The organism is Fundidesulfovibrio sp. YSD1 (assembly GCF_055397115.1).
Genome location: NZ_AP043666.1, coordinates 95,004 through 117,906, shown reverse-complemented (window position 1 = coordinate 117,906; position 22,903 = coordinate 95,004). Strand labels below are relative to the sequence as shown.

Annotated in this window: 28 protein-coding genes; 4 read left to right on the top strand and 24 right to left on the bottom strand. The window is 67.2% G+C overall.

Going from position 1 to position 22,903, the window contains the following annotated elements; genetic code table 11:
* Positions 1-12 precede the first annotated feature (12 nt).
* From ACZ5V4_RS00570 to ACZ5V4_RS00560, 3 genes are read left to right on the top strand one after another with little or no spacing between them, the layout of a single operon-like run.
* On the top strand, positions 13-432 hold the full coding sequence (locus ACZ5V4_RS00570) for a CoA-binding protein (protein ID WP_464316237.1): 420 nt from the start codon (positions 13-15) through the stop codon (positions 430-432).
* A 1-nt stretch (position 433) separates the two neighbouring features.
* Complete coding sequence (locus ACZ5V4_RS00565; protein WP_464316236.1) at positions 434-889, top strand: YkgJ family cysteine cluster protein; 456 nt, start codon at positions 434-436, stop codon at positions 887-889.
* The gene (locus tag ACZ5V4_RS00560) at positions 886-1,650 is read left to right on the top strand and encodes a J domain-containing protein (RefSeq protein ID WP_464316235.1); all 765 of its coding nucleotides are present in this window, start codon (positions 886-888) and stop codon (positions 1,648-1,650) included. The genes ACZ5V4_RS00565 and ACZ5V4_RS00560 overlap by 4 nt, the downstream gene beginning before the upstream one ends.
* A 103-nt stretch (positions 1,651-1,753) precedes the next feature.
* Here the strand turns inward: ACZ5V4_RS00560 and ACZ5V4_RS00555 are convergent, their stop codons facing one another.
* From ACZ5V4_RS00555 to ACZ5V4_RS00530, 6 genes are all read right to left on the bottom strand, one after another.
* Positions 1,754-2,203: a metal-dependent hydrolase gene (locus ACZ5V4_RS00555; protein ID WP_464316234.1), complete on the bottom strand. Its 450-nt coding sequence runs from the start codon at positions 2,201-2,203 to the stop codon at positions 1,754-1,756.
* Positions 2,204-2,304: 101 nt separating this feature from the next.
* Entirely contained in the window at positions 2,305-2,718 is a 414-nt protein-coding gene (locus ACZ5V4_RS00550; protein ID WP_464316233.1) for a response regulator, read from the bottom strand.
* 242 nt (positions 2,719-2,960) lie between these two features.
* Positions 2,961-4,118, bottom strand: coding sequence for a SufB/SufD family protein (locus ACZ5V4_RS00545; protein WP_464316232.1), 1,158 nt, complete (start codon positions 4,116-4,118; stop codon positions 2,961-2,963).
* Between the two features lie 13 nt (positions 4,119-4,131).
* On the bottom strand, positions 4,132-4,890 hold the full coding sequence (locus ACZ5V4_RS00540) for an ABC transporter ATP-binding protein (protein ID WP_464316231.1): 759 nt from the start codon (positions 4,888-4,890) through the stop codon (positions 4,132-4,134).
* Between the two features lie 94 nt (positions 4,891-4,984).
* Positions 4,985-5,722: a rhomboid family intramembrane serine protease gene (locus ACZ5V4_RS00535; protein ID WP_464316230.1), complete on the bottom strand. Its 738-nt coding sequence runs from the start codon at positions 5,720-5,722 to the stop codon at positions 4,985-4,987.
* A 6-nt stretch (positions 5,723-5,728) separates the two neighbouring features.
* Positions 5,729-7,309: a dephospho-CoA kinase gene (locus tag ACZ5V4_RS00530; RefSeq protein ID WP_464316229.1), complete on the bottom strand. Its 1,581-nt coding sequence runs from the start codon at positions 7,307-7,309 to the stop codon at positions 5,729-5,731.
* Between the two features lie 176 nt (positions 7,310-7,485).
* Between ACZ5V4_RS00530 and ACZ5V4_RS00525 the strand changes: the two genes are divergently transcribed.
* Positions 7,486-8,424 (top strand): MDR/zinc-dependent alcohol dehydrogenase-like family protein, encoded by a 939-nt coding sequence (locus ACZ5V4_RS00525; RefSeq protein ID WP_464316228.1) that lies wholly within the window; start codon positions 7,486-7,488, stop codon positions 8,422-8,424.
* Here the strand turns inward: ACZ5V4_RS00525 and ACZ5V4_RS00520 are convergent.
* The 18 genes from ACZ5V4_RS00520 to ACZ5V4_RS00435 all read right to left on the bottom strand — a co-directional run bounded on the left by ACZ5V4_RS00520 (position 8,380) and on the right by ACZ5V4_RS00435 (position 22,816).
* Positions 8,380-9,039, bottom strand: a complete 660-nt coding sequence (locus tag ACZ5V4_RS00520) for a class I SAM-dependent methyltransferase (protein WP_464316227.1) — start codon at positions 9,037-9,039, stop codon at positions 8,380-8,382. The genes ACZ5V4_RS00525 and ACZ5V4_RS00520 overlap by 45 nt on opposite strands.
* Positions 9,040-9,180: 141 nt before the next feature.
* The gene (locus tag ACZ5V4_RS00515) at positions 9,181-9,393 is read right to left on the bottom strand and encodes a heavy-metal-associated domain-containing protein (protein WP_464316226.1); all 213 of its coding nucleotides are present in this window, start codon (positions 9,391-9,393) and stop codon (positions 9,181-9,183) included.
* 152 nt (positions 9,394-9,545) lie between these two features.
* Positions 9,546-10,277 carry a 1-(5-phosphoribosyl)-5-[(5-phosphoribosylamino)methylideneamino]imidazole-4-carboxamide isomerase gene (gene hisA, locus ACZ5V4_RS00510; protein ID WP_464316225.1) on the bottom strand — a complete coding sequence of 244 codons (732 nt, stop codon included), beginning with the start codon at positions 10,275-10,277 and terminating at the stop codon, positions 9,546-9,548.
* 56 nt (positions 10,278-10,333) lie between these two features.
* Complete coding sequence (locus ACZ5V4_RS00505; RefSeq protein WP_464316224.1) at positions 10,334-10,990, bottom strand: hypothetical protein; 657 nt, start codon at positions 10,988-10,990, stop codon at positions 10,334-10,336.
* Positions 10,990-11,571, bottom strand: a complete 582-nt coding sequence (gene hisB / locus ACZ5V4_RS00500) for an imidazoleglycerol-phosphate dehydratase HisB (RefSeq protein WP_464316223.1) — start codon at positions 11,569-11,571, stop codon at positions 10,990-10,992. Before hisB ends, ACZ5V4_RS00505 begins: the two co-directional genes overlap by 1 nt.
* Positions 11,564-11,959 carry a Sec-independent protein translocase protein TatB gene (tatB, locus tag ACZ5V4_RS00495; protein ID WP_464316222.1) on the bottom strand — a complete coding sequence of 132 codons (396 nt, stop codon included), beginning with the start codon at positions 11,957-11,959 and terminating at the stop codon, positions 11,564-11,566. Before tatB ends, hisB begins: the two co-directional genes overlap by 8 nt.
* Before the next feature lie 4 nt (positions 11,960-11,963).
* On the bottom strand, positions 11,964-13,517 hold the full coding sequence (gene guaA, locus ACZ5V4_RS00490) for a glutamine-hydrolyzing GMP synthase (RefSeq protein WP_464316221.1): 1,554 nt from the start codon (positions 13,515-13,517) through the stop codon (positions 11,964-11,966).
* Positions 13,518-14,981, bottom strand: coding sequence for an IMP dehydrogenase (gene guaB / locus ACZ5V4_RS00485; protein ID WP_464316220.1), 1,464 nt, complete (start codon positions 14,979-14,981; stop codon positions 13,518-13,520).
* A gap of 18 nt (positions 14,982-14,999) precedes the next feature.
* Positions 15,000-15,707, bottom strand: a complete 708-nt coding sequence (locus tag ACZ5V4_RS00480) for an ABC transporter ATP-binding protein (RefSeq protein ID WP_464316219.1) — start codon at positions 15,705-15,707, stop codon at positions 15,000-15,002.
* Positions 15,700-16,485: an ABC transporter ATP-binding protein gene (locus ACZ5V4_RS00475; RefSeq protein WP_464316218.1), complete on the bottom strand. Its 786-nt coding sequence runs from the start codon at positions 16,483-16,485 to the stop codon at positions 15,700-15,702. Before ACZ5V4_RS00475 ends, ACZ5V4_RS00480 begins: the two co-directional genes overlap by 8 nt.
* A 3-nt stretch (positions 16,486-16,488) precedes the next feature.
* Entirely contained in the window at positions 16,489-17,517 is a 1,029-nt protein-coding gene (locus tag ACZ5V4_RS00470; RefSeq protein ID WP_464316217.1) for a branched-chain amino acid ABC transporter permease, read from the bottom strand.
* 10 nt (positions 17,518-17,527) lie between these two features.
* On the bottom strand, positions 17,528-18,415 hold the full coding sequence (locus ACZ5V4_RS00465) for a branched-chain amino acid ABC transporter permease (protein ID WP_464316216.1): 888 nt from the start codon (positions 18,413-18,415) through the stop codon (positions 17,528-17,530).
* Positions 18,416-18,556: 141 nt separating this feature from the next.
* Complete coding sequence (locus ACZ5V4_RS00460) at positions 18,557-19,717, bottom strand: ABC transporter substrate-binding protein (protein WP_464316215.1); 1,161 nt, start codon at positions 19,715-19,717, stop codon at positions 18,557-18,559.
* A 332-nt stretch (positions 19,718-20,049) separates the two neighbouring features.
* Complete coding sequence (locus tag ACZ5V4_RS00455; RefSeq protein WP_464316214.1) at positions 20,050-20,631, bottom strand: tetratricopeptide repeat protein; 582 nt, start codon at positions 20,629-20,631, stop codon at positions 20,050-20,052.
* Positions 20,621-20,758, bottom strand: coding sequence for a CcmD family protein (locus ACZ5V4_RS00450; RefSeq protein ID WP_464316213.1), 138 nt, complete (start codon positions 20,756-20,758; stop codon positions 20,621-20,623). Before ACZ5V4_RS00450 ends, ACZ5V4_RS00455 begins: the two co-directional genes overlap by 11 nt.
* A 7-nt stretch (positions 20,759-20,765) precedes the next feature.
* Positions 20,766-21,428: a cytochrome c biogenesis protein CcsA gene (ccsA, locus tag ACZ5V4_RS00445; RefSeq protein WP_464316212.1), complete on the bottom strand. Its 663-nt coding sequence runs from the start codon at positions 21,426-21,428 to the stop codon at positions 20,766-20,768.
* A gap of 1 nt (position 21,429) precedes the next feature.
* On the bottom strand, positions 21,430-22,101 hold the full coding sequence (locus tag ACZ5V4_RS00440) for a heme exporter protein CcmB (RefSeq protein ID WP_464316211.1): 672 nt from the start codon (positions 22,099-22,101) through the stop codon (positions 21,430-21,432).
* Positions 22,102-22,156: 55 nt separating this feature from the next.
* Entirely contained in the window at positions 22,157-22,816 is a 660-nt protein-coding gene (locus ACZ5V4_RS00435; RefSeq protein ID WP_464316210.1) for an ABC transporter ATP-binding protein, read from the bottom strand.
* Between the last annotated feature and the right edge of the window lie 87 nt (positions 22,817-22,903).

Below are 22,903 nucleotides of genomic sequence, written 5' to 3'. Positions count from 1 at the left end.
CAAGGCGGGAGTATGCTCGTAAACGACGCCGAACTGCGCCAGGCCCTGGCGGCCTGCTCCTCGGTGGCCGTGGTCGGGGCCAAGGACAAGCCCGGCAGCGCCGTGGACCGGGTGGGGCGCTACCTCATAAGCATCGGCTGGACCGTCTATCCCGTCCATCCCGTGCGCAAGGGCGTCTGGGGGCTGGAGACCTACGCCAGCCTGGCCGACATCCCGCACCCCGTGGACGTGGTGAACCTGTTCCGCGCCTCGGACAGCTGCCCCGAGCACGCCCGCGAGACCCTGGCCCTGCCCGCCCCGCCCAGGATATTCTGGATGCAGCTGGGCATCTTCAGCTTCGAGGCGCGCACGATACTTTCCAAAACGCCCACCATGGTGGTGGAGGACCTCTGCCTCATGGTGGAGCACCGCCGCCTCTTCCACCAGGACTGAAATGACCACTGGAGACAAGGCCTTCGAGTGCCGCCGCTGCGGCCACTGCTGTCACGGCGAGGGCGGCATCGTGCTCACGCAAAAGGATCTTCTGCGCCTGGCCGCGCACCTCGGGCTCGCCCCCGAGGACTTCGTCGAGGCGCACGCCACCCGCAAGGGCGACAGGCTGCACCTGGGCGTGCGCGAGGACGGCTGGTGCGTGTTCTTCGCCGACGGCTGCGGCGTGCACCCCGCCCGGCCGGACATCTGCCGCGCCTGGCCCTACTTCAGGGGCAACCTCATGGACGCGGCCAGTTGGGAGATGTCGCTCGAATACTGCGCGGGCATCAACCCCTCGCTTCCCCACGAGGAGTTCGTGCGCCAGGGGCTTTGCGAACTGAAGAGCCAGGGCGTCGGCTGCTGCGGCGACCCCGATTCCCCCCACGCCCTGCGCCTCGACGGGATCGACAAACCGTGAACGTCGCCGAGGCCCGCCGGATCCTGGGCCTTGAGGGCGACGCCGGGCCCGAGGAGCTCAAGAGGAGCTACCGCGCCCTGGCCTTCCGCTACCATCCCGACCTGAACCCCGGCGACAACCTCGCCAAGCGCAAGTTCCAGCACCTGAACGAGGCCTACCTGCTGCTCAAGCAGGTCATGGCCGAGGGTCCGCCCAAGGGGGCCAGGCGTCCCGGGCGGGCAAAGCCCCAGGAGCCGCCGCCGAAGCAGGACGAGGCCACCAAGCGCAAGGCGAAGACCGCCTACACCCAGGCCTCCACCCAGGACACCACCAAGACCAACTATTATTTCCGGCGCGAGGACGTGCTCCAGGACCTGCTCAAGGACACCTTCGCCCGCCAGGTCTTCGAGGACATATACAACGAGCTCAAACGCTCCGGGCCGCACGAGGGCAAGCCCTCCTCCGAGGAGCGCCGGGTGAACGTGAGCGCGGGTGGGTCCAAGTGGTCCATGGACGTCTCGGGGGGCTTTCTCGGCGGGCTCAAGGGCTTTCTGCTCAAGCAGCTGGACGACGAGCAGACCGTGGCCGTGCCGCCCGCGAGCCTTCTGCCCGGGGCGAAGCTCCGCGTGGGCGTGGCGCAGGGCATGTCCGGCGAGCCGAAGACCGTGGAGTTCACCCTGCCCAAGGACTACGCCCTGGGCCAGCCCATCAGGCTTAAAGGTCTGGGCAGGCGCATCGGCCCCTGGAAGGGTGACCTGTACCTGCGCCTTACCCTGGGCTGAACGGGCATCCCCCATCCTTCCTTGAGGCTTGCAAGGCCCCGCTGGTTTCATCGCCCGCGGGGCTTTCTTCATTTTCAGGCACGCCAGAACGCGCGCTCCGCGTTCAGAACGTCCCGTCCAGCAAGAGGTGCGAATAGTAGCCGAGAACGGCGGCGAGGTAGTACGGCAAGAGCGTCTGCCAGGCCATGCCCATGAGCATCATGGGCGCGACGACGATGGGGCTCGGGATGATGAGGCCCGCCCACCAGGTGTGGGTCCAGCCCCTGTGCGAGCCCACGGCGGGCAGGATGGCGCAGAAGCCGAGCAGCGCGGCGTAGCGGTACTGCTCCTTGAGGATGAGCACGGCGTCGGCCAGCAGGGCCACGCCGTAGTATAGGTGGCGGCCCTTGGAGTTGGTGTCCACGTCGGGAAAAAGCGCGCCGAGCACGGTCAGGGCGGCCAGCATGGCCATGACCTTGGGCTCCGGGCGGTAGAGCCCGAGCCACCACGCTCCGCCGAGCGCCCCTCCGGCGGCGGCCAAGGCCCCGGCCACGTGTCCCTTGAATCCTGGCATGATTGTATCGCCCGGTGTAAAGTCTTGTTCGGGCGCTTTGATGAGGCTTCGAAAGCTCCGCGCCGGGGCTTGGGTAGCCCGGAAGCGGGCGGGAAGGCAAGTCAGGCGTGAACGGCCTTGCGCGCGAGTTCGAGCAGGAGGCCCAGGTTCACGGGCTTTCCCACCACGGTCTGGTTGCCCACGCGGTAGCCGCGCACGCGCGTCTCGTCCGGGGTGAGCAGGCCGGTAAGGAAGATCACCCGGGTCTGGATGCCCCTTTCGTGCATCATCTCGGCCAGTTCCTGGCCGCCGAGCGCCGGCATGACCACGTCCAGGATGGCCAGGTCCGGCGGCGAGGCGGCAATGGCCTCCCAGGCCTTCCTGGCGTCGGTGAAGGCCCGGGCCTGGAAATCGTTCGCCTCGTCGAAAAAGAACTTCAGGGCCTCGCACCAGCCCGGATCGTCCTCGACGATGACCACGGTCTTGCGCGCGCCCGGTTCTTCGGGATTCCTACCGCAAGAAGCGGATATGTTCATTGTCGAAACATACCAGAGCCTGCCGCATGGCGCAACAGTTATCGGGCAAGCGAATGTTCTCCCTGGCACACGGCGCGAAAAAACCCGGCCGGGCGTGCAAGCCGCCGGGCCGGGTTTCGTAGGTCATTGCCTAGTGAGGCACGTACCGAACGCTTTCCAGTGGGAATGACCGGGAAACGTAGACTTCCTTATCGAAGCACGACCGAGGAATGCAAGATAACAACCTAAAATTGCTGATAAAACTAAAACATGTCCTTCTCGCATTCGCCAATAGTCTCGTCGATGACCTTCTTGAGCTTCTCGGGCAGGCCCATGATGTCCACGTTCAAAAAGCCGCGCACGATGGTGGAGGTGGCTTCCTCCTCGTCCAGGCCCCTGGCCATGAGGTATTCGATCTCCTCCTGGGCGATCTTGCCCACCGCGGCCTCGTGGGAGAGCTCCACGCCGTCCACCGTGGCCTCGAGCTCCGGGATGGCGTGGATCACGCCGCCGCCGAGGATCAGCCCCTTGCACTCCAGGTGGCCGCGAGCGGGCACGGCGTTGCCCGCGATGTGGCCCCTGGCGATGATGGTGCCGCCGGTGGTGATGGTGCGCGCGATCATCTCGCCCCGGGTCTCGGGGGCGGCGAGGATGATGCGGCTGCCGGTGTCCAGGTAGGAGCCCTCGGGGGCCACCATCACGGAGTTGAACCGGGCAACGGCGCCTTTGCCCGCCAGGGTGATGGTCGGGTACATCTGCAGGTCGCGCACGGGCTTGAGCAGGACGTAGTTGTTCAGGAACACGCCGCCCTCCTCCACCACGCCCGCCGAGCGGGGCCGCACCACGGTGTTCTCGGCCCAGTTGTGGATCATGGTGAAGGTCAGTTTGGCGTTCTTCTTCACGAAGAACTCCGAAATGCCCAGGTGCGCGGCGCCCTTGGAGGCATGCGACACGGAGCAGCCGGTGATGATGTGCAGCTCCGAGTCTTCCTCGACGACAATGATGTTGTGCACGGCCTGGCCGGTCATGTCGCCCTTGATGAACAGGCAGGACTGCACCGGCTCGGTGATCTTGGCCCCCTTCTTGGTGCGGATGAAGTATCCGCCGTGCAGGGAGTCGTGCGCGGCCCGGGTGAACTCGTCCTTGTCCTTGTCCACCTGGGTCCACATGTATTCCTTGAGGCCGTCGTACTTCTCAAGGGCGGTCTTGATGTCCAGGATCTCCACGCCCTCGCGCTTGGACTTGCAGTGCACGGCCCCGTGGTCCATGTGCATGTAGGTGCCGCTGACCGCGTTGGCGGAGACGTCCACACCGGCCATGAGCAGCTGGTGCTTGTCTTCCTCGGAGAGCTTGGTCAAATCCGCGATCTCGCCGGGGGCGGGAGCGGTGAAATCGAAGGCTTTCAGGTCGATGGGCTTCATGTGAGAACTCCGGTTAGGCCAGGCAGCGCAGGCATTCCTGGTAGCCGAAGCGGCTGATGTGATCCAGGATGTCGCGGGGGTTGGATTCGCAGCAGAGCTTGCCCTCGTACATCACCTGGCCGCGGTCGGCGTTGATGTACTCCAGGATGTAGCCCGTGTGGGTGATGATCAGCCCGGCCACGTGGCGGCCGCACTTGGCCATGCGCAGGGAGCGCTCCGTGCCCATGGCGCATTCGCCGCCCAGGAGCTCGCGCACCGTGTTGCCGATGAGCTTCATGTTCTCCAGGTCCACGCCGGACTCGGGCTCGTCGAAGAGCACCATGTGCGGCTGCTGGGCCATGAGCTGCAAGAGTTCCGAACGCTTGATCTCGCCGCCGGAGAAGCCCGCGTTCACGTCGCGGTCCAGGAAGTCGGTCATGTTCACGCGCTTGGCCATGGCGTCCACGTCCACCACGTTGCTCTGGGCGGCCATGCGCACTAGGTGGCTGAGCTTCAGGCCGTGGATCGTGGGCGGGCGCTGGAAGGACATGCCGATGCCCAGCTTGGCGCGCTCGTGGATCGGGGCGTGCGTGATGTCATGGCCCCGGAAGGTGATCTTGCCCTGGGTGATGCTGTAGTTGCCGAAGCCCATGAGGGTCATGAGCAGGGTGGTCTTGCCCGAGCCGTTGGGTCCGAAGAGGATGAACGTCTCGTTTTCCTTGATTTCGAGGTTGATGCCCTTGAGCACCTCCCTCTCGCCGATGGTAACGTGCAGGTCTTCTATGGTCAGCATTGAGGCCTCGCGGTTTGGTCGAAAAAAGCCTTAACTCATTGGAACCAGGGAGGGGTATGTCAGATGGGCCGCGTTGTCCAGCGCGCCGCGAGGATCAAGAACCGGAATGGTTCCGCCTTTCGTAGGAGCGCGACTCGGGCAGGTAGCAGTAGCGGCAGTCCAGCCCGCCGAAGTGGCGCACCAGAAGCATCCCGAAGGCGAACCCGCCCGCGTGGGCCCACCAGGCCACGGCCTGGCCCTCGGCCGAAGGCGCGGCCGAGGCCAGCCCCGAGGTGATCTGCACCAGGAACCAGAGCCCCAGGAAGACAACGGCGGGCACTTCCACGATCCAGGGGATGAAGACGATCGGGATGAGCACGATGACGCGCGCCTGGGGGAAAAGCCTGAAATACGCCCCCATGACCCCGGCGATGGCCCCGGAGGCCCCCACCACGGGCATGTCCGAGCTCGCGTTGAAGGCCACGTGCAGCGTGAGCGCCGCCAGGCCCGAGAGCAGGTAGAAGGCCGTGAAGCGCCAGTGCCCCAGGGCGTCCTCCACGTTGTCCGCGAAGACCCAGAGCACCCACATGTTCAGGATGAAGTGCAGCCAGCCCCCGTGCAGGAACATGTAGGTCAGGGCCGTCGTCCAGGCCCCGGGCGGATACCCGGCCCAGGCCGCCCATTCGGGGTTGGTGAAGCGTGCGGGCACGGCCCCGTAGACGTGGACCACGGCAATGAGCGCCCTGTCCGGGAGCATCATCTCCCAGAGGAAGACGATCAGGTTGATGGCGAAGATGGCCACCACCACCACGGGGAAACGGATTCGCGGGATGTTGTCCTTGAGGGGGATCATGGCAGTTCAGGCGTACTCCCTGGAGCGCATCCAGGCAAGGAGCTCCGAGGCCCGCGAGGCCCGCAGCCGCCTGAGCGACTGAAGCAGCGCGCGGGCACTCTCCTCCAGGGCCTCCGGGGAGCCCGCGTTGTCCACCACGAACCGGCACTGGCCGAGCTTCTTCTCCTGGGGCCACTGCCAGGAGTCCACCAGGGCGACCGTGGCGTCGTCCCAGCCGCGCGAGGCCTTGAGCCTGGCGTGGCGCACCTCGCCCGGACAGCTGACCCCCACGGCCAGGTCCACCACGCCGCCGCCCAGCCACCCGGCCTCAAGGAGCATGGGCACCTCGGCGAAGGCCGCCCTGCTTTGGGCGTTGTCCGCCCAGAAGCGCTCCAGGCGGTTCAATACCATGGGATAGAGAAGCTCCATGAGCTCGCGCCGGAACGCCTCGGAGGAGCGCATGGCCGCAAGCAGGGCCTTTTTGTCCACGGGGGAGTCCATTTCCGGCGTGAAACGCTCGCCGAAGCGGCTGCGCAGCATGTGCCAGCCGTCCGCCCCGGGCTCGTAGAGCGCGGCCACGCAGGCGTCCGCGCTGAAAACCGGCCAGCCCCGCTCCCCGATCAGCCCGGCCAGGGCGCTCTTGCCCGAGCCGGGCAGCCCCACCACGCCCACGCGTTGCGGCACCCGGCAAAGCCCGAGGGGCAGCCGCCAGAAGTCTTTCGGGGGCGGACAGGTGAAGGAGAATTCCGCGCCCGTCTCCGGGTGGGTGAAGCCGAGCTTCCAGGCATGGAGCATCTGCCGGGAGGCGAGCCTGCCGAGCGCGCCGTTGCGCCGGGCGAACTCCACCTTCTGCTTGGGGCCGTAGAGCGCGTCGCCGAGCAGCGGGTGGCCGATGTGGGCCATGTGCACGCGGATCTGGTGGGTGCGCCCGGTGGCGATGTCCACCTCCAGGAGGCTCGCGCTCTTGTCCGGCGCGGACCAGACGACGCGGTAGAAGCTCAATGCCTCGCGCCCGCCCTTGACCACGCCCATGCGCGTCTTGTGGGACGGGTCGCGTCCGATGGGGGCCTCGATCTTTGCCTCGGGCTTTTGGGGGACGCCGTGCACCAGGGCCAGGTAGGTCTTCGTCACCTCGCGCCCGGCAAAGGCCTCGGAGAGCTTCAGGCGCGAGGATTCGGCCAGCGCCACCACCAGCAGCCCGGAGGTGTCCTTGTCGATGCGGTGCACTATGCCCGGGCGCTCGCCCTCCAGGCGCGAAAGCTCGGGGAAGTGGTGCAGCAGGCGGTTGACCAGGGTGCCCTCGGGGCAGCTCGGCGCGGGGTGCACCGTGAGCCCGGGCTCCTTGTCCACCACGGCCAGGTGGCGGTCGCGGTAGAGCACCCTGAGCCCGCCGCTCTCCGGCGCGGCCTGGGCTCGCGGCTCGGGCACGGCGAGCGTCAGGGCCTCGCCGCCGCGCAGCTTGTGCGAGGGTTTGGCCACCACGGCCAGGTCCACCGTGGCGAGCCCGGCCTTGATCCACTCCTGGACCCTGGCCCTGGTCACGGACCGCTCCGCGAGTTCCTCGGCCCAGAACTGGTCGAGCCGCCCCGGGCGCGCTGACGCGCTCACGGACCGGGCGTGCTCCGCCGCCTCAATTACCTTATCGCGCACGAAATCCTCTCATGGCCTTTGGATGCATCGAATCCCCGGCGCGGTCAACGCGCGGGCACGGGTGACAAGCGCGCCCTCCCCGACTACCATGCGCGCAAACCAGCCTGGAGCGTCCGCGCATCGAAGGAGGGAACATGCCCAGGGTCGTCTTCGCAAACAGCTCCGTCTCGCTCGAACCGCAGGACAGGCCCTCTCCCGGGCCGGACGAGGCCCTGGTCAGGGTGCTCGTGGCTGGCATCTGCAACACCGACATAGAACTCCTCAAGGGATACATGAACTTTTCGGGCACGCCCGGGCACGAATTCGTGGGCGTGGTGGAGGAGGCCCCCTCGGCCACGCACCTCGTGGGCCGCAGGGTGGTGGCGGACATCAACATCGGCCCCACTCCCGGCGACCACCGGCACACCGAAGGCCGCAGCGTGCTGGGCATCCTGAACCGGCCCGGCGCGTTCGCCACCTGGCTGCTCCTGCCCGTGCGCAACCTGGTCCTCGTGCCGCAAGGCCTGGCCGACGAGGCCGCCGTGTTCGCCGAACCCCTGGCCGCGGCCCTGGAAGTGGGCCAGCAGGTGCACATCAAGGCCACGGACCGCCTGCTGGTGCTCGGCGACGGCAAGCTCGGCCTACTTGTGGCCATGGGGCTCAGGCACCTCTGCCCGGGGCTGGTGCTGGCGGGCAAGCACCCGGAAAAGCTGGCCATCGCCCAGGCCCACGGGGTGCGCACCAGCCTCTCTCAGCACCTCTTCGGGACCTTCGACATGGTGGTGGAGGCCACGGGGAGCCCCCAGGGCCTGGAAACGGCCCTCAAGCTGGTGCGCCCGGAAGGGACCGTCGTGCTCAAGTCCACCACCGAGGCCAAGGCCAGCGTCAACCTCTCCGACGTGGTGGTGCGGGAGATCACCCTCGTGGGCTCGCGCTGCGGCGACCTGCGCCTGGCCCTGGACCACCTCTCGCGAGGGCTCGTGGACCCCTCGGGGCTCATCCAGTCCGTGCACCCCCTGGACGACTTCTCGCGCGCCTTCACCGAGGCCTCACGCCCCGGAGCCAGGAAGGTCCTGCTTCGGATCGGCCAATAGGGTCACGCCCCGGATGACGTTGCCGCTTCGCGTGGGCGCTGGCGCCTCTGCCAGCACCCGGACGCGGCCGCCCGCCTCGTCCATCAGGCCCCGAAGCTCCTCCGGGGTGAAGTGCCTGGCCCAGTAGAGAAGCCCGGACTCCCCGTTCACGGGGAACACCCCGCGCGGCTTGCCCATGGCCTCGCCCTCGCGGTAGCGCGCGGCGTACAAGGGGATCTGAGGCGTCTGGAGGAAGTCCTGCACACCCACCGAGCCCCGGCAAACCCGGAAAGCCTCGCGCAGCACGGCCAGCAGGGCCTCGCGCTCCGGCAGCACCGTGAGCACGGCGCGCAGCATCACAAGATCGAACGAGCGGGCCTTGAAGGGCAGGAAAGCGCCCTCCCCGGCCACGACCGTCCGGCTGACCCGGGCGCGCGCGAGGCTCGGCAGGTTCACGTCCAGGCCCACGTAGCGCGCGCCGCGCAGGGCCACGATCCCGCCCGCCCCGGCCTCGCCGCAGCCCACGTCCAGCACCCGGAAACCGGGGCGGATGCACGGCAGGAACTGATGCGCGAGGCTCAGGCTGGAAGGGACCTTTTGCGTGGTGCGCCAGTTCATGGCGGCGTCAGAATGCATGATGGGGTTCAGCCTCCGGCGGCCAAAGGGCTTCGCCCTCTGGACTCCCGTCTCCTCTTCTTTACGCCCGGCGGCAGCCCGTCCGGTCCGGCCAGAGGGGTCTGCGCAGTGCGGCCCCCTGGCCGGACGCCCGGCTCGTTCCTACCGGAAGTTCCCGGCCGTGAACCCGACGCGCTCGATGGCCGCCTTCACGTCGCCCTCGGCGACGGGCTTCTTCTCTTCATACGTGGCGGTCCCGCCGAGCAGGTCCACCTTCACTTCGCCCACGCCGTCGAGCGCTGCCAGCGCCTTGGTCACGGCCTGGACGCAGTGGTTGCAGCTCATGCCTTTGACTTCGATGGTCTTCGTCGCCATGTCTCACTCCAGATCAAGCAGTATCCAAAAATCCTACCACGCAGGCCCCGCCCTGCCAACGCCTTCCCCGGCCCAGGCCGTCTTGCCGCGAAAACGAAAGCGCCCGGCCGCAGGGGGCCGGGCGCGGAAACGTCAGAGAGCGACAGGCGGGGCTACTGGGCCGCCAGCCACTTCATGGCTTCGTCGAAGTCCAGCGTGCCGGTGTAGATGGCCCGGCCGCTGATCACTCCGTCCAAGCCCTTCTTCGCCAACGGAGCCAGGGCCTTCAGGTCGTCCATGGTGGCCACGCCCCCGGCCGCGATCACGGGTAGCTTCGTTTTGGACAGAAGCGACGCCATGGCCTCGATGTTCACGCCGGTCTGCATGCCGTCGCGGTTGATGTCGGTGTAGATCAGGCAGGCCGCGCCCTGGGCTTCCAGCCGGGGCAGCACGTCGTCCACGGTGAGCCCCGAATCCTCCACCCAGCCCTTGGTCTTGAGCCTGCCGCCGTCGGCGTCCAGCGACACGGCCACCTTGCCCGGCAGGGCAGCGCAGAGCTCCCCGAAGAGGTCCGGGTCGGCCAGGGCCATGGTGCCGATGAGCAGGCGCGTCACGCCCGCCTCCACATAGGCCTTGGCCGTGGCCAGGTCGCGGATGCCGCCACCGAGTTGCACGGGCACGCCCCCGGCGCGGGCGCAGATGGCGGCCACCAGCTCGCGGTTGGCGGGCAGGCCGTCGAAGGCCCCGTCCAGGTCGACCACGTGCAGGGCTTTCGCGCCCCTGTCCAGCCAGTGCCCGGCGGCCGAGACCGGATCGGGGTCGAAGACTGTCACCTGGTCGGCCAGGCCCTGCTTCAGGCGGACGCACTGTCCGTTCTTGATGTCGATGGCCGGGTAGAGAATCACAGGCCCAAATCCTCCGTGGTCTCGCTCGTCTGGGGAAAGCTTACGCCAGGGGCCTACTACAGGCCCATCTCCTTGAGGCCCTTCTCGATGCCCTCGCGGGCCAGGTCAGCGGCCGTGACCCACTGGCCGCGCCGCTTGAAGAACTTGTCGGCCTCCAGGATGTTGTCCGTGAGCGCCTTCTGCTGGTAATCATAGTGGAAGTGCCCGGCCAAGCCGCCGGTCTTCACGTTGATCAGGTAGAGGTCCAGGATGACCCAGGCCGGGCTGGTGGACCCTGCGGCGGAGCCTTCGCGCTCCTTCCAGTGGGCGGCCATGGGCACCAGCAGGTACTGCGCGCCCATGCACTTGCCCACTTCCTGCCAGTACTTGAGGGTGGCCAGGCGGTTGGCGTCGGCCGGGCGGCGCACGCCCTTCATGCAGGACTCGGCGGCGGCCCCGGAGACCACGCTGCGGTTCTTGGAGGACGCGCCCAGGGTCTCGAGCAGGATGGAGTCCAGCGTGGCCAGGGCGTCGGGCCTGGGGGGCGTCACGCGCTCGGGCAGGTACCCGGCGATGAGCTCCCAGGGCTCGGCCGGCACGGTGAAGGGCGCCACGGCCAGGGACAGCTCGGGGTTCATTTTGGGCGCGTCCGTCGCGGCGGGACGGCGCTGACAGGCTGTGACGAAAAGGGCCGACAGGGCCAGGAGGACGATGATGGTGCGGTTGAAGCGCATCAGCCTAGGCTCCCTTTGGTGCTTGGCACACCGGTCCGCTCGCGCCCCACGGCCTGGCGCAACGCCACCCCCACGGCCTTGAAGGCCGACTCCAGCAGGTGGTGTCCGTTCTTGCCGTAGAGCATGCGGACGTGCAGGTTCATCTGGCCCTTGAAGGCCATGGATTTGAAGAACTCCCGCCAGACGTCCTTCTCCTCGCCCGCCACCTGGGCGGGGAGCAGGTCGTCCTCATACACCAGATACGCGCGCCCGGAAAGGTCCACCACGGATTCGGACAGCGCCTCGTCCAGGGGGAAGCGGGCGTGGCCCACGCGGTTGATGCCGCTCTTGTCGCCCAGCGCGTCGGAGAGGGCCTGGCCAAGGCAGAGCCCCACGTCCTCCAGGGTGTGGTGGGCGTCCACGTGCAGGTCGCCCTTGCAGAAGACCTTCAGGTCGAAGCCCGACCAGAAGGCCAAAAGCGTGAGCATGTGGTCGGCGAAGCCCACTCCGGTGGAGACTTCGGCCTGCCCGGAGCCGTCCAGGTCGAGCTCCAGCTCGATGGAGGTCTCCTTGGTGACGCGGGTGATCTGGGCCTTACGCATGGCTCTTTTCCTGGGCTTGGGGCTTGTCGCCGCCCTTGGGGGCCTCGGCCTGGGCCTTGGCTTCCTGCGCGGGGGCGGGCTGCGCCTGCTCCGCGGCGTCCTGGGCCTTGGCCTCGGGCGCGCCTTCGGCCTTGGGGGCTTCCGGCTTGGCCTCGGCCTTGTCTTCGCCGTCGCCGAAGAGCTCCTTCTTGGTCTCCTCGACGCGCTTGGCCTCGTCGGCCTTTTCGATTTCGCGCTCGAGCGTGGACTTCACGTCCGTGCTCATGCGCCTGAACTCCGAAATGCCCTTGCCCAGCGACTTCATGAGGTCGGGAAGCTTCGACGGCCCGATCAGGACAAGCGCCACGATCAGGATGATGACGAGCTCGGTGGAGCCGATGCCGAACATGCGCTTACTCCCATTCGATGGTCGCGGGCGGTTTGGACGAGATGTCCAGAACCACCCTGTTGATGCCCTTCACTTCGTTGATGATGCGGTTGGAGATGCGCGCCAGGATGTCCGTGGGCACGCGGGACCAGTCGGCGGTCATGGCGTCCAGCGAGTCCACGATGCGTAGCGCGCAGACGTTCTCGTAGGTGCGGTCGTCGCCCATGACGCCCACGGTCTTGAGCGGCAGGAGCACGGCGAATCCCTGCCAGACCTTGCGGTACCAGTCCGAGGCCAGAAGCTCGGCCTGCACGATCTTGTCGGCCTTGCGCAGGATGTCCAGGCGCTCGCGGGTGATGGCCCCGATGATGCGGATGGCCAGGCCCGGCCCCGGGAAGGGGTGGCGCCAGATGATGGACTCGGGCAGGCCCAGCTCGTAGGCCACCTTGCGCACCTCGTCCTTGAAGAGCTCGCGCAGGGGCTCCACCAGCTTGAGGTCCATCTTCTCGGGCAGGCCGCCCACGTTGTGGTGGCTCTTGATGACCACGCTGGGGCCGCCCTTGAAGCTCACGGACTCGATCACGTCCGGGTAGAGGGTGCCCTGGGCCAGCCACTTCACGCCCGGGATGGCCTTGGCCTCTTCCTCGAAGACCTCGATGAAGGTGTGGCCGATGATCTTGCGCTTGCGCTCCGGGTCCTCGACGCCTTCGAGCTGCGAGAGGAAGCGGTCTTGCGCCTTGACGTACTTGAGGTTCAGGTCGAAGTGCTCGCGCAGGTAGTTGACCACCTCCTCGCCCTCGTTCAGGCGGAGCACCCCGTTGTCCACGAAGATGCAGTGCAGGCGCTTGCCGATGGCCTTGTGCAGGAGCACCGCCACCACTGTGGAGTCCACGCCGCCGGAGAGCGCGCAGACCACCTGGTCCTCGCCGATCTTCTCGCGCAGCGCCGCGATCTCGGACTCGACGTAGCTGGCCATGGTCCAGCCCGTGCCGACCTTGGCGATCTTGAACAGGAAGTTGTTCAGGATCGTCACGCCGTCCTCGGTGTGGGCCACCTCGGGGTGGAACTGGAGCGCGAAGACGTTGCGCGAGAGGTCCTGCATGGCGGCGGCCTCCACGCTCTGGGTCATGGCGATGACCTCGAACCCGTCGGGCACCTTCACAACGTGGTCGCCGTGGGACATCCACACCGTGCGGCCTACCCCGGCCTCCACGCCCTCGAGGAGCGGGCTTTTTCCCGTGACGGTGAGTTCCGCCCGGCCGTACTCGCGCTCCTTGGCCGCGGCCACTTCGCCGCCCTTGAGCGTGTGGGCCAGGAGCTGCATGCCGTAGCAGATGCCGAGCACGGGCACGCCGAGCTTAAGCACGGCCATGTCCAGCTGGGGCGAGTCGGAGTCGCGCACGCTGGCCGGGCCGCCGGAGAGGATCACCGCCTTGGGCGCGATGGCCTCGAGTTCGGCCGCGCTTATGGTGCAGGGATGGATTTCCGAGTACACGCCCGCCTCGCGCACGCGCCGGGCGATGAGTTGGGTGTACTGGGAGCCGTAGTCCAGGATGACGACGGTGTCGTTGTGCTGCATTTAGTAGCTCTCCACCCTGTAGTTGGGGGATTCCTTGGTGATGATGACGTCGTGGACGTGGGACTCGCGCAGGCCCGCCGGGGAGATGCGCGTGAAACGCGGCTTTTCCTGAAGGTCCTTGATGTTGCCGACGCCCACGTAGCCCATGCCGGAGCGCAGGCCGCCCACCAGCTGGTAGATGGACTCGGACACCGCGCCCTTGAAGGGCACGCGGCCCACGATGCCCTCGGGGACCAGCTTCTTGGACTTGTTGTCCTGGGAGTAGCGGTCCGCGCTGCCCTCGCGCATGGCGTCGATGGAGCCCATGCCCCGGTAGATCTTGTAGGTGCGGCCCTGGTAGAGGATGGTCTCGCCCGGGCTCTCCTCGGTGCCAGCGAACATGGAGCCCATCATCACCGTGTCGGCCCCGGCGGCGATGGCCTTGACCACGTCGCCGGAGAACTTGATGCCGCCGTCGGCGATGCAGCACTTTCCGGCCTCGCGGCAGGCGCGCACGGCCTCCATGATGGCCGTGATCTGCGGCACGCCCACGCCCGCGACGATGCGCGTGGTGCAGATGGAGCCGGGCCCGATGCCCACCTTCACGGCGTCGGCCCCGGCCTTGATGAGCGCCTTGGCCCCGTCGTAGGTGCCCACGTTGCCGGCCACGATCTGAACCTTGGGGAAGTCGGCGCGGATGGCGGCCACGGCGGAGATGATGTTCTTCGTATGGCCGTGGGCCGAATCAAGCACGATGAAGTCGCACCCGGCCTCGATCAGGGCCTCGATGCGCTGCTCGCGCCCGGCGCCCACTCCAACGGCTCCGCCCACGCGCAGGCGGCCCAGGGGGTCCTTGCAGGCGTTGGGGTACTTCTGGATCTTGTCGATGTCCTTGATGGTGATCAGCCCGCGCAGCTTCTTGTTCTCGTCCACCACCAGGAGCTTCTCGATGCGGTGCTCGTGCAGGTGCTCCTTGGCGATCTCCAGCGGAGTGCCCACGGGCACGGTGACCAGGTTCTTGCTGGTCATCACGTCGCGGACCTTGGTCACGTCGTCGTCCACGAAGCGCACGTCGCGGTTGGTGACGATGCCCACCAGCCCGTCGTTCTCCACCACGGGCAGGCCCGAGATGGAGAACTCGGCCATGACCTTGAGGGCGGCGGCCACAGTCATGTCCGGGTGCACGGTCACGGGGTCGATGATCATGCCCGACTCGCTCTTCTTGACCTTCTCGACCTCGAGCTTCTGCTGGGCGATGGGCATGTTCTTGTGGACCACGCCCGCCCCGCCGTTGCGGGCCATGGAGATGGCCATGCGCGACTCGGTGACGGTGTCCATGGCCGCAGAAAGAAGCGGGATGTTCAGCCGGATTTCAGGGGTGAGCCAGGTGGAGACGTCCACCTGGTCGGGCAGGACCTCCGAGTAGGCGGGGATCAGCAAAACGTCGTCGAAAGTGAGGCCCAGACCGATGATCTTGTCGTCCATACGCCCTCCGCAGGCGGATTAATCCAGTCCAAGGTACGCCGAGCGCACCTTCGGGTTTTCCAGAAGGTCCTTGGCGGGTCCTTCCAAAGTGACCACGCCGGTCTCCAGCACGTATCCGCGGTGGGCGATGTGCAGGGCCATCTGCGCGTTCTGCTCCACGAGCAGGATGGTCACGCCCTCCTTGTTGATGCGCTGGATGATCTCGAAAATGTTCTCGACGACGATGGGCGCAAGGCCGAGGCTCGGCTCGTCCAGCAGAAGCACCTTCGGTCTTGCCATGAGCGCGCGGCCGATTGCAAGCATCTGCTGTTCACCGCCGGAGAGCGTGCCGCCGTGCTGCTTCATGCGCTCGCGCATCTTGGGGAAGAGCTCGTAGACCTTCTCCTCGTCGGCCTTGATCCCGTCCTTGTCGTCCCTCAGGTACGCGCCCATGAGCAGGTTCTCGCGCACGGTGAGCCTGGGGAAGATCATGCGCCCTTCGGGCACCTGGGTGATGCCGCGCGCCACGATCTTCTCCGTGGAGAGCTTGGTGATGTCCTCGCCCAAAAACTCCACCGTGCCCTGGCGGGGCTGGGTCACGCCGGAGATGCTCATGAGCGTGGTGGTCTTGCCCGCGCCGTTGGCCCCGATGAGGGTGACGATCTCGCCCTGGTTCACGGTGAGCGTCACGCCCTTGAGCGCGTGGATCGAGCCGTAATAGGTATGGATGGCGCTCAGGCTAAGCATGTGCCGCTCCCCTGCCCAGGTAGGCCTCGATGACCTCCGGGTTCTCCCTGATCTCGCGCGGGCCGCCCTCGGCGATCTTGACCCCGTGGTCCAGCACGACGATGTGTTCGCAGATGGTCATGACCAGCTTCATGTCGTGCTCGATGAGCACCACGGTGATGTCCTTTTTCATGATCGCATGGATGAGGTCCACCAGCGACGCGGTCTCCTGGGGGTTCATGCCCGCGGCGGGCTCGTCGAGCAGGAGGAGCTTGGGCTCGGTGGCCAGGGCGCGCGCGATCTCCAGGCGGCGCTGGTCGCCGTAGGAGAGCGAGCTCGAGAGGTCCAGGGCCTTCTGCTTGAGGCCCACGAAGTCCAGGTATTCGAGCGACTGCTCCACCAGGCGCTTTTCCTCGGCGCGCTGGGAGGAGCTCCTGAACACCGCGCCCCAGAAGCCCGAGGAGGCCCGGCAGTGCCTGCCGATGCGCACGTTGTCCAGCACGGGCAGCGACCCGAAGAGCCGGATGTTCTGGAAGGTGCGGGCAACGCCCATCTGGGTCATCTGCTCGGGGCGCGAGCCGCTCACGTCCGTGGGCGAGCCGTCCTTGGGGAAGACGATGGCCCCTTCCGTGGGCTTGTAGATGCCCGCGATGCAGTTGAACATGGTGGTCTTGCCCGCGCCGTTGGGGCCGATGAGCCCCAGGATGCGGCCCTTCTGCACCTCGAAGCTCACGTCCGAGAGGGCCATGAGCCCCCCGAAGCGCATGCTCACGCCGTCTATCTTGAGAATGGTATCCATGCCTTAGCCCGCCCTCTCGGCCTGAAGCCGCGCCTTGAGGTCCAGAATGAGCCTGCTCTTCTTGCTCACGGCGGCGATGGTGGGGAAGAACCCGCCGGGCTTGAAGCGCATGATGAGGATCATGATCAGGCCGTAGGCCAGGAAGCGCGTCTCCGTGGGCAGGCCCAGCTTGGGCAGCGCCACGCGCAGCACCTCGCCCAGGGCCACCAGCACCACGGCGCCGACCACCGCGCCCCGGATGTTGCCGAGGCCGCCGAGCACGATCATGCACAACACGAGGAAGGACTCCCAGAACTTGAACACGTCCGGGGCCAGAAACATCGACCACTGGGCCATGAAGCAGCCGGCCAGCGCGCCCACCCCGGCGGAGAAGGCGAAGGCCACGGACTTGTAGGCCATCAGGTTCACGCCGCAGCTGGCCGCGGCCAGGGGGTCCTCCTTGATGGCCAGCCAGGCCCGGCCCAGGCGCGAGTCCTCCACGCGGCACATCACCGCGTAGACGAAGGCCAGCATGAGAAGCCCCAGGTAGTAGTACGGGGTTTCGTTCAGGAAATCGTAGCGCCAGTCGATGCCCAGCCACTCCAGGCTGAGCGCGATGGGCGGGATGCCGGGCATGCCCAGGGGCCCGCGCGTGAGCCAGATCTCGTTGGTGAGGAAGAGCACCACCAGCTCGGTGAAGCCGAAGGTCACGATGGCGAAGTAGTCGCCCGAGAGCCTGAGAGTGGGGGCTCCACGCAGAAGCCCGCACAGCGCGCCGAGGGCCACGGCCCCGGGCAGGATGAGCCAGAAGCTCACGTCGTGGTTCAGCGAGAGGATGCCCGCCGTGTACGCTCCGATGCCGTAGAAGCCCACGTAGCCCAGGTCCAGGAGGTCGCAGAAGCCGGGCAGGACGTTCAGGCCCATGGCCAGCACCGCGTAGACCATGATCAGCACCAGCACGTGCAGCACGTACTGGTCGATGAAGGGCGCGAGCGGCAGGGCCAGCAGCACGGCCAGTCCGAGGAGCTTGATGAGATTCTTGTTGCCGTTCATGTCCTTCCCCCTAGGCCTTCTGGGTCACGCTCTTGCCGAGGATGCCCGAGGGCCGAAGCAGGATCACCGCGATCATCACCGCGTAGCCCAGCCCGTCGCGGTACTGCGAGGACACGTAGCCCGCGCCGAGCGTCTCCGCGATGCCCAGCACCACGCCGCCGAGCATGGCCCCGGGCACGGAGCCGATGCCGCCGAGCACGGCGGCCGCGAAGGCCTTGACGCCCGCGTTGTAGCCCATGGTGGCAGAAAGCGTGCTGTAGTACATGGCCACCAGGATTCCGGCCAGCCCGCCCAGGCTCGATCCCAGGGCGAAGGTGAAGGCGATGACGCGGTTGACGTTGATGCCCATGAGCGCCGCGCTGACCGGGTTCTGGGCCAGGGCGCGCATGGCCGTGCCGATGCGGGTCTTGTTGATGATGAGCGTGAGCCCGACCATCATGGCGATGGTCACGGCGTAGATGAAGAGTTGCAGGCCCGTGACGCTCACGCTGCCCAGGGTCAGCACCGCCTCGCCGAACACGGCCGGCACGGCGGCCCTGGGGAAGGGCACGGGGCGCGAGTTCCAGATGATCATGGCGATGTTCTGCAGGAAGATCGAGACGCCGATGGCCGTGATCAGCGCCGCCAGTCTCGGGGCCTTGCGCAGCGGCTTGTAGGCGATCTTGTCGATGGACATGCCCATGAGCGCGCAGCAGCCCATGGCCAGGGGGATGGCCGCCACCAGCGGTACGCCCAGGACGTTGATCAGGGTTACGCACAGAAACGCCCCGAACATGTACACCTCGCCGTGGGCGAAGTTGATCAGTTCGATCACGCCGTAGACCATGGTGTAGCCCACCGCGATCAGCGCGTAGATGAGCCCCAGGGTCAGTCCATTGAAAAGTTGTTGTTCGAACACGGCCTTCTCCGAACCCGGTTTTGGCTGCGCGGACGCGGCCGGAAGGATTTCCGTCGCGGGCGTCTTGTGATCATCCGGAAGGAAACGAAACAGGCTGGACGGTCATCCAGCCTGTTTCGTAGCGGTTATCTTCTTGCGGGGCTAGTTCGTCATCTGCTTTTCGGCGGGGACGAACTTGCCGCCCTTGACCACCTTCACGTAGGCGGGCTTCGTGGTGTCGCCCTTCTCGTTGAAGTAGGTCAGGCCGGTGATGCCCTTGTAGGCCTTCTCCTTGGAGTTGATCGAGGCCAGGTACTCGCGGACCTTGGCGCGATCCGGGCCGACCTTGGCGATGGCCTCGATGATGATCCCGGCGGCGTCATACGCGTTGGCGCTCATCCAGTCAACATCGCGGTTGTACTTGGCCTTGTAGGCGTCCACGAAGGCCTTGGCCTCGGCGGTGGCGGTCTCGGCCTGGAACGGGGTGGTCAGGTAGGTGTCGTCCGCGGCGGGGCCGGCCAGCTTGATGAAGTCGGCGTTGTCCAGGCCGTCGGCGCCGAACTTGGGCACGTTGATGCCCAGCTTCTTGGCCTGGTCGGCGATGAGCGCGCCTTCGTTGTAGTAGCCGGAGATGAAGATGGCCTGGGGAGCGGCGGCCTTGAGCTTGGTCAGCTGCGGGGTGAAGTCCTGCGAGCCTTCCTTGTAGGCTTCCTCGCCCACGATCTCGAGGCCCACGGCCTTGGCCTGCTTGGTGAAGGCGTCCTTCAGGCCGATGCCGTAGTCGGAGTTGGCGAAGAAGATGGCGACCTTCTTGAGCCCCAGCACCTTGGCGATGTAGTCGGCCAGGAAGGTGCCCTGGAAGTCGTCGCGGTACACGTTGCGGAAGCTCCACACCGCGCCCTTGGCGTCCTTGTTCTTGTCCGAAATGGTCACGTTGGTGGCCGTGGGGGACAGGGCGGCCACGCCGGCGCGGATGTAGTTGGGCAGCGCGGCCAGGTGGGCGCCGGAGCAGAGGTGGCCCACGATGGCCACGAGGTCCTTGTCGCCCGCGATCTTGGTGCCCACGGTGGCGGCTTCCTTGGGATCGCACTGCTCGTCGAAGTAGACGGCCTCGATCTTCTTGCCGTTCACGCCGCCCTTGGCGTTGACTTCCTCGACCTTCATGGCCACGCCGGCCTTGACGTTGTCGCCGTAGCCGGCGGCGGGGCCGGTGAAGGGCGAGGGGACGGCGATCTTGATCACGTCGGCAGCCTGGGCCAGGGTGCCCACGGCGAGGAATGCGGCCATGGCGAGCGCCATGACCAGGCCACGTTTGAAGTTCATGCCTGCCTTACCTCCGAGAAAAGGGTTACGGGTAGCGCCCGGCGGGCGCTTGGCCTCGACGGTGAGCTTGGAAGGGGATTCACGGAACCGGGAAATGCCCGGAAAATCCCCAAAACTGTCTTTATCGAACGCGGGAGAAAATGCAACGCTCCCGTAACGTTCCGCTGTGCGAAACAAGCTGCGCGGGGCCGCGCCAGAACTGAAACAGTCGGGTTCCCGCATGGATCGGCGCGTGCGGAAAATGAAACGGAAATGCAAAAAAAACGGGCGGCGGCGTCCAAACAAGCGGACGAGCCGCCGCCCTGTGCGGACGGACGAGAAAAAATGGCGGACTATTGGCCGGGCTCCATCTCCTGCTTGGCCTGGGCCTTGGTGCCCGGGTCGGCCTTGGGGTTGGCCAGCACGGCCTCGAAGTGCTTCTTCGCACCCTCGGGGTCCTGCAGGCCGTGCTTGACCACCGCGCCCAGGTTGAAGCGGGCCTGGTAGTTGTCCGGGTCGATCTCGATCATCTTCTCGAACTGCTTGGCCGCCTCCGAGGGCCGCTCCAGCCTGAAGAGCGTCACGCCCAGGAGGTTCAGCACGTGCATCTCCTTGGGGTCCTTGGCGTGGGCGCGCTCCAGGAGCGGCAGGGCCTTGTCCCACATCTCGGCCTGGGCGAAGGCCTCGGCGGCCTCCTCCAGGGCTCCCACGTCCTCGGGGTTGGCCTGGAGCTTGCTCATGGCGGACATCACGGCGTTCATGGCCCCGCCTCCGGGCATGCCCCCGGCCTGACCGGCGGAGGGTTCCACGGTGGCGATGAGCGACGGGTGGGCCGCGCGGTAGGCGAAGGACCAGGCGAACATGGCCACGAGCCCGGCGAACAGAACCGCCAGGACCAGCTTGCTTGGCGTGCGGGTAGCGCTATCAGTCGTCATTGAGCGTTTCCAGTTGTTTCAGGCGGCGTTCCAAGTGCTTCTGCCGGGAGGCCACGAAGGCCAGGTACCCGCAGAGCCCGAGCCACACCACGATGTTGGCGGCGAGCAGGTAGGTCTGGTTGCCCATGGGTCATTCACCTCGTTTGATGCAGGAATACGTGCCGGATGGCCGCGCCCTGGCCCAACTGGCGCGTGCGCAAGAGAAGAAGCGCCGCCCAGAAGAGCCCCACCGCGAACATGCTGGCCAGGAGCGCCGTGAGCATCTCGGGCTCCAGCCCCCCGCCCTGCTGTCCGAAGACGGTGGGGTGGATGGAGCGCCACTTGCGCGCGGACAGAAACACCAGCGGAACGTCCAGGAAGGCCACGACGCCCAGCGCCGCGCGCACCACCGGGCCGCGCTCGCCCCCTGCCCCGCTCTGGCGCAGGACGAGGTAGGCGGCGTAGACGAACCACATGATGAGCGTGGTGGTCAGCCTGGGGTCCCAGGTCCACCAGACGTTCCAGATGGGCTTGCCCCACAGCGAGCCCGTGACCAGGGCCAGGCCGGAGAAGACCACGCCCAGTTCGCAGGCCGCCCCGGCCAGGCGGTCCCACTTGTTGTCCTTCTTCACCAGAAGAAGCACGGAGGCCGCGAAGACCACCGCGAAGCTGACCATGGCCCACACGGCCATGGGCATGTGGATGTAGAAGATCTTCTGCACCACGCCCATGGTCTGCTCCACGGGGGCGTGCACCCAGATGAGCCATTGGGAGGCGGCAAGGGCCACGGCGGCCAGGGCCGCGAGAACGGCGGTCATGCTATTCCTCGCCTGTGTAGATGTAGGGAAAGAGCACCAGCGCGGCGGCCGAGAAAACGGCCGCGAACGCCGCCGCCAGGCCCAGCCAGTCGAGCCCGGCCTCGCTTCCCAGGATGACCCCTTCCGTCACCCTGATCCCGGCCAGGAGCACAGGGATGATGAGCGGGAAGAAGATCACGGTCAACAGCGATTCGCGCGCGGTCCTGCCCGAGGCCAGCGCGCCCATGAGCGAACCGAGCGCCGCGAGCCCCAGGTCCACGAGCAGCACGCAGGAAAGCCCCAAAAGCGGCGAGCCCTCCACCCCCTGGCCCAGGAAGGCGGCAACGGCAACGGCGAAGACCGCCTGGCAGACGAACACCAGGGCCATCCCGGCCATGGCCTTGCCCAGCCACACGGCCTGGGGCTGCACCGGGGCCATGGCGAGCCCGAGGCGCGCGCCGTTGTTCTCCTCCAGGGCGTAGAGGCCGCTGTAGACCAGCACCTGGGAGAACAGCGTGGAAAGCCAGAAGATGGCGGCGGCGGCAAGCGCCGGGACCTCCTCGCCGGGCCTGCGCGAGAGGCTGAACACGAAGATCACCAGAAGCCCCAGGAGCGCGGTCTGGGCCAGGCCCTGGGCCCCGCGCAGGCACAGGCGCAGGTCCTTGGAGGCGATGCGCAGGGCGGCGCTCAGCATGAGCCCTCCGTCCGGCGCGCAAGGGCGCGGCTGCACGCGACGTGGCGCGCGAAGATCAGCATGCCGAAGCTCCGGCCATGACCGCGGCGTCGAAGCCGGAAACCGGCCCCAGATACGCGCTACGGCCCTTCTCCAGATAGAGGACGTCGTCGGCCCGGGGCAGGTCGCGCGAGAGGTGGTGGCTGACCCAGACCACGGAGCGCTCCCCTTTCCCGGCGCGTTCGATCTCCTCGTGCAGGATGCGCGTGGAGGCCTCGTCCAGGCCGGTGTCGGGCTCGTCCAGGAAGAGGAGCCTTGGCGCGATGCAGAACACGCGCGCCAGGTTCAGCCGCTGGGCCATGCCGCGCGAGAAGTGCCCGGCGCGCTCGAAGGCGAAGCGCCCGAGGCCCACGCGGGAAAGCGCGGCGTTCAGGTCGTCGTCGTGCAGGCGCAGGCCGTAGAGCCCGGTCCAGAAGCGCAGGTTCTCCATGGCCGTGGCCTCGGCGTAGAGAAACGTCTGGTGCCCGAGGTAGGCCATCTGCCCGCGCGAAAGCGTGCTCTCCACCTTGCCGGCCGAAGGCTTGGACAGCCCGGCCATGACCCGCAGAAGCGTGGACTTGCCAGCGCCGTTGGCCCCGACCACCATGAGCGTGCGTCCGGGTTCGAGGACGAGGTCCACGCCCTTGAAGACCAGCCGGTCCCCGTAGAACTTGGCCACGCCGGAAAGCCTAAGCATGCGAGGCCCCTGGAGCGGCCGCGCGCGGCAGCTCCGGGAGGGGGCGCACACGCCGTCCGCGCGCCTGAGTGGGGTTCAGGGGAGCGG

Coding starts and splice junctions, on each gene's coding strand:
- ACZ5V4_RS00570 (WP_464316237.1), top strand. CDS start 13: ATGCTCGTAAACGACGCCGAACTGCGCCAGGCCCTGGCGGCCTGCTCC.
- ACZ5V4_RS00565 (WP_464316236.1), top strand. CDS start 434: ATGACCACTGGAGACAAGGCCTTCGAGTGCCGCCGCTGCGGCCACTGC.
- ACZ5V4_RS00555 (WP_464316234.1), bottom strand. CDS start 2,203: ATGCCAGGATTCAAGGGACACGTGGCCGGGGCCTTGGCCGCCGCCGGA.
- ACZ5V4_RS00550 (WP_464316233.1), bottom strand. CDS start 2,718: ATGAACATATCCGCTTCTTGCGGTAGGAATCCCGAAGAACCGGGCGCG.
- ACZ5V4_RS00545 (WP_464316232.1), bottom strand. CDS start 4,118: ATGAAGCCCATCGACCTGAAAGCCTTCGATTTCACCGCTCCCGCCCCC.
- ACZ5V4_RS00540 (WP_464316231.1), bottom strand. CDS start 4,890: ATGCTGACCATAGAAGACCTGCACGTTACCATCGGCGAGAGGGAGGTG.
- ACZ5V4_RS00535 (WP_464316230.1), bottom strand. CDS start 5,722: ATGATCCCCCTCAAGGACAACATCCCGCGAATCCGTTTCCCCGTGGTG.
- ACZ5V4_RS00525 (WP_464316228.1), top strand. CDS start 7,486: ATGCCCAGGGTCGTCTTCGCAAACAGCTCCGTCTCGCTCGAACCGCAG.
- ACZ5V4_RS00520 (WP_464316227.1), bottom strand. CDS start 9,039: ATGCATTCTGACGCCGCCATGAACTGGCGCACCACGCAAAAGGTCCCT.
- ACZ5V4_RS00515 (WP_464316226.1), bottom strand. CDS start 9,393: ATGGCGACGAAGACCATCGAAGTCAAAGGCATGAGCTGCAACCACTGC.
- ACZ5V4_RS00505 (WP_464316224.1), bottom strand. CDS start 10,990: ATGCGCTTCAACCGCACCATCATCGTCCTCCTGGCCCTGTCGGCCCTT.
- hisB (WP_464316223.1), bottom strand. CDS start 11,571: ATGCGTAAGGCCCAGATCACCCGCGTCACCAAGGAGACCTCCATCGAG.
- tatB (WP_464316222.1), bottom strand. CDS start 11,959: ATGTTCGGCATCGGCTCCACCGAGCTCGTCATCATCCTGATCGTGGCG.
- guaA (WP_464316221.1), bottom strand. CDS start 13,517: ATGCAGCACAACGACACCGTCGTCATCCTGGACTACGGCTCCCAGTAC.
- guaB (WP_464316220.1), bottom strand. CDS start 14,981: ATGGACGACAAGATCATCGGTCTGGGCCTCACTTTCGACGACGTTTTG.
- ACZ5V4_RS00480 (WP_464316219.1), bottom strand. CDS start 15,707: ATGCTTAGCCTGAGCGCCATCCATACCTATTACGGCTCGATCCACGCG.
- ACZ5V4_RS00475 (WP_464316218.1), bottom strand. CDS start 16,485: ATGGATACCATTCTCAAGATAGACGGCGTGAGCATGCGCTTCGGGGGG.
- ACZ5V4_RS00470 (WP_464316217.1), bottom strand. CDS start 17,517: ATGAACGGCAACAAGAATCTCATCAAGCTCCTCGGACTGGCCGTGCTG.
- ACZ5V4_RS00460 (WP_464316215.1), bottom strand. CDS start 19,717: ATGAACTTCAAACGTGGCCTGGTCATGGCGCTCGCCATGGCCGCATTC.
- ACZ5V4_RS00455 (WP_464316214.1), bottom strand. CDS start 20,631: ATGACGACTGATAGCGCTACCCGCACGCCAAGCAAGCTGGTCCTGGCG.
- ACZ5V4_RS00450 (WP_464316213.1), bottom strand. CDS start 20,758: ATGGGCAACCAGACCTACCTGCTCGCCGCCAACATCGTGGTGTGGCTC.
- ccsA (WP_464316212.1), bottom strand. CDS start 21,428: ATGACCGCCGTTCTCGCGGCCCTGGCCGCCGTGGCCCTTGCCGCCTCC.
- ACZ5V4_RS00440 (WP_464316211.1), bottom strand. CDS start 22,101: ATGCTGAGCGCCGCCCTGCGCATCGCCTCCAAGGACCTGCGCCTGTGC.
- ACZ5V4_RS00435 (WP_464316210.1), bottom strand. CDS start 22,816: ATGCTTAGGCTTTCCGGCGTGGCCAAGTTCTACGGGGACCGGCTGGTC.